This is a genomic window from Salinimicrobium oceani (assembly GCF_012037645.1).
This window is the reverse complement of the sequence record NZ_JAAVJR010000369.1, coordinates 1-527: the sequence shown is the minus strand read 5'-3', so window position 1 is coordinate 527 and position 527 is coordinate 1. Positions and strand designations below refer to the sequence as shown.

The following is a 527-nucleotide window of genomic DNA, read 5'->3' as shown; positions in this document are numbered from 1 at the left end:
AAACTCTAAACCTGGCAAAAACGCCTTTTTACGAAGGACTTTTAAAAGGTATCAAAGGACAATATCTCATCTTTGAAGACGGAATGGTCTTCAACGTTAGGAAGCATGAAGGCTTCAATGTTACTTTGTCCCTTCAGTAACTACTAATTTTGAGTAGTATCCTTTTTTCTTCTGGCTCCGCCCAGTAATCCACCCAGAATATCCCTTGCTGTTTCTTTAACAGCTTCATTTGGATCCTTTTTAGCTATGGAATCTCTTTGTGAAGGCGTTCTTCCCGCTGTGGTGTCCTGTCGTTGTCCTCCGGTAATGAGATCCTGTAGTGCCCCACGACCTTTTGCTCTAAGTTGGTCTTTTTGGGTGTCAATAATACTTTGAGTAAGATTATTTACTGCCTGCTGCACATTCACATTCACATTTGGATTGCTGAAGTTTCCGGAAATAATTACAGGTAAGGCAACGGTCATGTTTTCCTGCTCCCCGGCACTAAGACGGGCAAGGGTGTTTCCAACCTGGCTGCCCAGGTACCT

At 43.5% G+C, this 527-nt stretch carries 1 protein-coding gene and 1 pseudogene; one reads left to right on the top strand and one right to left on the bottom strand.

The features are described from left to right. A partial coding sequence (locus HC175_RS17225) for a DUF2797 domain-containing protein (RefSeq protein ID WP_168139548.1) occupies nt 1–140 on the top strand: 140 nt, incomplete at its 5' end. 3 nt (nt 141–143) lie between these two features. On the opposite strand, the pseudogene HC175_RS17220 reads toward HC175_RS17225, so the two are convergent. Then, nucleotides 144–527, bottom strand: a pseudogene (locus HC175_RS17220) (AsmA family protein); the annotation flags it as partial.